The sequence below is a fragment of the Sphingobacterium sp. IITKGP-BTPF85 genome, assembly GCF_001006065.1.
Lineage (GTDB): Bacteria > Bacteroidota > Bacteroidia > Sphingobacteriales > Sphingobacteriaceae > Sphingobacterium > Sphingobacterium anhuiense.
Window position 1 is genome coordinate 1 of record NZ_ASZT02000300.1, and the last position, 1444, is coordinate 1444.

A 1444-nucleotide genomic window follows, 5' to 3' on the forward strand; every position below is an offset into this window, starting at 1 on the left:
TCAAACTTTGTGTCAAGACAAAGTTTGTCGCCATGTGCCGGCGAAAGAGGCACAAAAGCACTCGATTACGGTATCACGACCTGATGAATGGTCAGCGCATTGTACTGCCCATTTGCCAATGGATAATAAGCACCGTTCACAAGCTGATAATACCCTGTTCCCACCAGTACCATCACACTTTTATCAGGATCATGAACAATAGTCGCCGCAATATCCAGATCCATGGGCTGCATTTCACCAAGCATGATATAAGCAGACCGCTGGATCACAGGACGCTGATCTGTTTCATCTCCAGAGAACTCCTGCAGTACCAACGTGTACTGCACATGCGTTGCTCCGCTCAGCTTGGCGATATGCAGATTCGGAATCAATTGCTCGCATGTTAAAAAACCTTCACCACTAAAATTGTCGAAGGATACCGTCAGCGGTTTTAAGGTGATGTTTTTTAAACTGGCCCGCTGATTACATTCCAGACCATTCAGCAATACCATGTTCTGCGGTACTAAAACGCGCTCCCCGCGGACACTGACCGGATCCATCTGGATAACTTTTAACATCCGGCTCGCCAGCCTGGAGCTAAATTTGTTGTCCGCATTTTCAAACAGCACATCGCGCAACAGATCGCGTAGCTTTTTACCTTCCTGCTGGGCTCTGCCAAATTCACTGCCGTTCTCACGGGTACGTGCAAATGCTGGATCATTGGCAATACGGTCGCCCGATACACCGGTTTTCATACGTGCCTGATAACCCACACTTTTCGATTTGTAAAAGGAAAGATCCCCGATCGTTCCATTTAATTTGATTAAACTTTCTACTCTTGCCATGACATTATTGTTTTGACACTGCTAAGATGATCATCAGTACAAAAGCACTGGGATCAAAAGCGTGGAAAAGAAGAAAAATGCGGAAAAATGATACTGAATTGGCGTAATAAATTGACGAAAATGTACCGAAATGAGAATAAAACTATTTTTTATAGAAAAAACTTATCTTAGTAAATGAATAACCAATAACATCATTTTCTGGAGAGGAATCAAACCTAATCTGCAAAGCTTAAGGAATAAAGTATGCTTTAAACTTGGACGTTACCTAGTGATAAAGCATGGCATAAGCGTATATAAAGCGTAGATAGAGCATAGATACAGTGTAAAAACAGTATGTTTCATGCACTTACAACGCACTTAACACGCACTTAGCCTATGCGCATACTGTACATAGCAAAATAAGCTTTATGCGTGCTTGATTTATGCTTTATACCTGCTTAACAGGTGGTTTGATAGGATATGCTTGTCTGCGGGAGTAACAAATCACGAACAATCCAGATGATCTGATTATCAAAAGATCATCCTACTAAAAACCAGGATAACAATGAAAATAAACGATCGTTTTATGCATATACCCCAAAGAAGCGGCGGTTATATTAGGACGTACAGAAAAACACACC

The 1444-nt window shown here is 41.8% G+C and carries 1 protein-coding gene; it reads right to left on the bottom strand.

The window, feature by feature from the left end; genetic code table 11:
- Window positions 1-65: 65 nt before the first annotated feature.
- A complete protein-coding gene (locus L950_RS25295) occupies window positions 66-824 on the bottom strand; it encodes a hypothetical protein (protein ID WP_021191459.1) in 759 nt (252 codons plus the stop codon).
- Window positions 825-1444 lie beyond the last annotated feature (620 nt).